General features: G+C 44.0%; 1 protein-coding gene and 2 rRNA genes (2 of these 3 only partly in view). All 3 read right to left on the reverse strand.

The genetic code is table 11. The features are described 5' to 3' along the window. Positions 1-1,975, reverse strand: partial view of an efflux RND transporter permease subunit gene (locus AB1279_RS22555; protein ID WP_429761071.1) — the 5' portion only. 1,055 nt of this gene lie to the left of the window's left edge; 1,975 of the gene's 3,030 nt are visible here — the first part of the coding sequence; it begins with the start codon at positions 1,973-1,975; its stop codon lies beyond the left edge, outside the window. Between the two features lie 618 nt (positions 1,976-2,593). After that, positions 2,594-2,709, reverse strand: a 5S ribosomal RNA gene (rrf, locus tag AB1279_RS22560). Between the two features lie 50 nt (positions 2,710-2,759). Then, positions 2,760-5,000, reverse strand: a 23S ribosomal RNA gene (locus tag AB1279_RS22565) (it continues 682 nt past the right edge of the window).

Raw genomic sequence — 5,000 nt, forward strand, 5'->3', positions numbered from 1 at the left:
CAGTCTCCAAATCCTTAGCATTTCCACCTTCCACAATAAGAACAAATTGTCCTCCTCCTGTTATACCAATCGGTGTCAAAGCTGTTTCGATGCCCGTTCCTAGATTCTTCATCTTTTCTTTTACGTCTTTTTCAAAAGTCGTTATTCCTTCTTTCGTCATATCATCCTTCAAATCAATAGACAAACGAATTCTTTCTCCTGAAACAATCGTTTGATAGCTTTTCACACTCACTTGTTTACTAAGAATACTTTCCATATCTTTAGCTACACCATTAGCTTTGTCAAGTGATGTTCCAACAGGTAAATCTGCCGTCAGATTATACGAAGCCGCCTTTTCTTCTGGTAAAAAGTTTTTCGGAATCAGCGGCACAAGCCCTAAAGATGAAACAAATACAACAAAAGCGAGAAAGAGTGTAATCATCTTTTTCTGAATTGTCCAGCTCAGCACACGCCGATATGTTCTCTGCAATATTGTTTCTTTCGGTTCCTTATGCTTCAAACGTAGCAAGAAAAATTTAGCAAGCAAAGGGACAACTGTTAACGAAACAAGTAAAGAAAAAGCAAGTGCAACAATAACTGTAATTCCGAACGGAGCAAAGAACTTGCCAACAATTCCCGGAACGAATGAAAGTGGACCAAATACTGCCATAGTCGTAATTGTTGAAGATGTAACCGCACCGCCAACTTCTTTAGCAGCCGCTAACACCATGTTTGCATCACGCTTTGCGCTACTTAACGTTCTGCGATAGATGTTTTCAATGACTACGATAGAATCATCAATTACTCGACCAACAGCTACTGCAATACCAGCTAGCGTCATCATATTCAAACTATAGTGTAAATACTTCATCGTAATCATCGCTGCTAAAACAGACAGCGGAATTGATAGCACAGCTACAATTGTAGCTCTTATATTACGTAAGAATACAAATGTCACAATGACAGCAAACAATGTACCTAGCAACACTTCCCTAAGCATACTATTAACTGATTTTTCTACCTGCTTTGAGCTGTCATACAACTTTGTCAGTTTATAACCCTCTGGTAATTGTAGATCAGATAGTTTTTGGTTAATTTGTTTGACTACTTCCACCGCATTAGCTCCCGGCTGCGCTTTAACAGATACAAGAACTGCAGGCGTGTCTTTTAATCTCGTATATACAGTTTCTATTTTACTTCCATACTCTACAGTTGCTATATCTGATAATTTAACTATTTCTATTCCCCCAGCACTTGGTACTGCCATTTTCATATTGTTCACGTCAGTAAGCGATTTAAGTTTGTAATCAGCTTGAACATTTAATGTTTTTTCATTCATACTCACCTGACCTGCTGGAATAGAAAAATTGTGTGCTAAAAGTGCTTGCTTTACTATGTCATAAGTAATCTTTTTTTCTTTCATTTTTTCAACATCGAGTCTAATAGACAATTGCTTTTCGGTTTCACCTGACACATCCACCTTGCCGATATTTTCAACAGTAGACAAAGTCGGTTTAATCCGATCGTTTACATATTGTGAAATATCCGCCTGCTTAGCATTGTCTGAAGAAAGCGCGAAAGTAAATATTGGCATCTGCGAAGGTCCATCTTTCATAACGACAGGTTTCCCTGCATCCTCTGGTAATTTTAGAGATGCAACTGCACTCGTCACATCTTTTTCGGCCTCATCCATCTTCTTGGCCATATCAAATCCTAAAATAGCAACTACCATGTTGCTATGAGCTTCAATATATAAATTATCAAGCTTTTGAATACTAGAAAATGCAGTTTCTAACGGCTTTCCTATATCATTTAATCCTTGCTCTGGCGTGGCACCCATATAAGGGACTTGCACAACCATATACGGAATATCAACGTTTGGCATTTCTTCCATCTCTATTGTTTTAATAGAATATATTCCCCCAACAACAATAAAAATCATCGCGAGAAAGACAACACCTACATTTTTTAAAGAAAAGCGAATCCACGACCCCACCGTCATTCCTCCCATCCCTTTGTATTAAGGAAAATAATCTCACTTACATAATCCCTATAAATCGTAATCCTCCCTACTTATATTCTCTTCACTCTTTTATGATTGTAAATTTTTTCCTACATCTCCACATCAACCCCATGATGGATTCTAAACTCAGCCCAAAGACCTATATCAAATCACACAGCGCTAAGTATACAGAAAATTCCTTCTATACAGCAGTGTAAAAAGTCATATTCTAAACATGACAAAAAGGATTGTGTATTTTACACTTTCCGTAGGCAGGAGGCACACATACCTCTTTGAGATTGCCAATCCACACAAATGATTTATCAATATTTGATTTCATGCTGTTTTTTGGGAAAAAGAATACATTTAATTTCTTTCATAGAAAATTTAATACGCTTTGGAATACGAGGTCTCTTAGTAAAAATGAAGGATATTTCTGATATGTTTTATAGAAATGAAGAATGATTTCCTGTTTTGATAGATTTTTTCATGACCACTTGGTTCGTCTATTTCGATAAATTAAAGCTGAGTTCCTTTATTAAGAAATTCAGTGTTATTTTATAATGATAAAAATACACAAAAAAGACGAGTCATACTGACTCGTCTTAAATTGCCTGGCAACGTCCTACTCTCACAGGGACAAAGTCCCAACTACCATCGGCGCTAGAGAGCTTAACTTCCGTGTTCGGTATGGGAACGGGTGTGACCTCTCTGCCATCATTACCAGACTCATGAAGGTATATTCCTTCAAAACTAGATAACATTTGCTTCATATTATATGGTTAAGTCCTCGATCTATTAGTATTCGTCAGCTCCACATGTCACCATGCTTCCACCTCGAACCTATCAACCTGATCATCTTTCAGGGATCTTACTAGCTTAACGCTATGGGAAATCTCATCTTGAGGGGGGCTTCATGCTTAGATGCTTTCAGCACTTATCCCTTCCGCACATAGCTACCCAGCTATGCCCTTGGCAGAACAACTGGTACACCAGCGGTGCGTCCATCCCGGTCCTCTCGTACTAAGGACAGCTCCTCTCAAATTTCCTACGCCCACGACGGATAGGGACCGAACTGTCTCACGACGTTCTGAACCCAGCTCGCGTACCGCTTTAATGGGCGAACAGCCCAACCCTTGGGACCGACTACAGCCCCAGGATGCGATGAGCCGACATCGAGGTGCCAAACCTCCCCGTCGATGTGGACTCTTGGGGGAGATAAGCCTGTTATCCCCGGGGTAGCTTTTATCCGTTGAGCGATGGCCCTTCCATGCGGAACCACCGGATCACTAAGCCCGACTTTCGTCCCTGCTCGACTTGTAGGTCTCGCAGTCAAGCTCCCTTATGCCTTTGCACTCTACGAATGATTTCCAACCATTCTGAGGGAACCTTTGGGCGCCTCCGTTACTTTTTAGGAGGCGACCGCCCCAGTCAAACTGCCCACCTGACACTGTCTCCCGGGTCGATAAGACCCGTAGGTTAGAATTTCAATACAGCCAGGGCGGTATCCCACCAGCGCCTCCACCGAAGCTAGCGCTCCGGCTTCAAAGGCTCCCGCCTATCCTGTACAAGCTGTACCAAAATTCAATATCAGGCTACAGTAAAGCTCCACGGGGTCTTTCCGTCCTGTCGCGGGTAACCTGCATCTTCACAGGTACTATAATTTCACCGAGTCTCTGGTTGAGACAGTGCCCAAATCGTTACACCTTTCGTGCGGGTCGGAACTTACCCGACAAGGAATTTCGCTACCTTAGGACCGTTATAGTTACGGCCGCCGTTTACTGGGGCTTCAGTTCAGAGCTTCGCTTGCGCTAACCCCTCTCCTTAACCTTCCAGCACCGGGCAGGTGTCAGCCCCTATACTTCGCCTTACGGCTTCGCAGAGACCTGTGTTTTTGCTAAACAGTCGCTTGGGCCTATTCACTGCGGCTTTCCGTTAAGAAAGCACCCCTTCTCCCGAAGTTACGGGGTCATTTTGCCGAGTTCCTTAACCAGAGTTCTCTCGCTCACCTTAGGATTCTCTCCTCGCCTACCTGTGTCGGTTTGCGGTACAGGCACCTTTTATCTCGCTAGAAGCTTTTCTTGGCAGCGGGGAATCAAAGACTTCGCTCCATAAGGAGCTTCCCCATCACAGCTCAGCCTTCGCGGTAAGCGGATTTGCCTACTTACCAGCCTAACTGCTTGGACGTGCACAACCAATCGCACGCTTCTTCTATCCTTCTGCGTCCCTCCATTGCTCAAACGATAAAGAGGTGGTACAGGAATATCAACCTGTTGTCCATCGCCTACGCCTGTCGGCCTCGGCTTAGGTCCTGACTAACCCTGAGCGGACGAGCCTTCCTCAGGAAACCTTAGGCATTCGGTGGACGGGATTCTCACCCGTCTTTCGCTACTCATACCGGCATTCTCACTTCTAAGCGCTCCACCAGTCCTTACGATCTGACTTCACAGCACTTAGAACGCTCCCCTACCACTGATACCATAGGTATCAATCCGCAGCTTCGGTGGTGTATTTAGCCCCGGTACATTTTCGGCGCAGAGTCACTCGACTAGTGAGCTATTACGCACTCTTTAAATGGTGGCTGCTTCTAAGCCAACATCCTAGTTGTCTAAGCAACTCCACATCCTTTTCCACTTAATACACACTTTGGGACCTTAGCTGGCGGTCTGGGCTGTTTCCCTTTTGACTACGGATCTTATCACTCGCAGTCTGACTCCCAAGGATAAGTCATTGGCATTCGGAGTTTGACTGAATTCGGTAATCCGATGGGGACCCCTAGTCCAATCAGTGCTCTACCTCCAAGACTCTCACACTTGAGGCTAGCCCTAAAGCTATTTCGGGGAGAACCAGCTATCTCCAGGTTCGATTGGAATTTCTCCGCTACCCACACCTCATCCCCGCACTTTTCAACGTGCGTGGGTTCGGGCCTCCATTCAGTGTTACCTGAACTTCACCCTGGACATGGGTAGATCACCTGGTTTCGGGTCTACGACCACGTACTAAACGCCCTATTCAGACT

The organism is Bacillus sp. S14(2024), from assembly GCF_050473785.1.
In the GTDB taxonomy this organism is placed as follows: Bacteria; Bacillota; Bacilli; order Bacillales; family Bacillaceae_G; genus Bacillus_A; species Bacillus_A yunxiaonensis.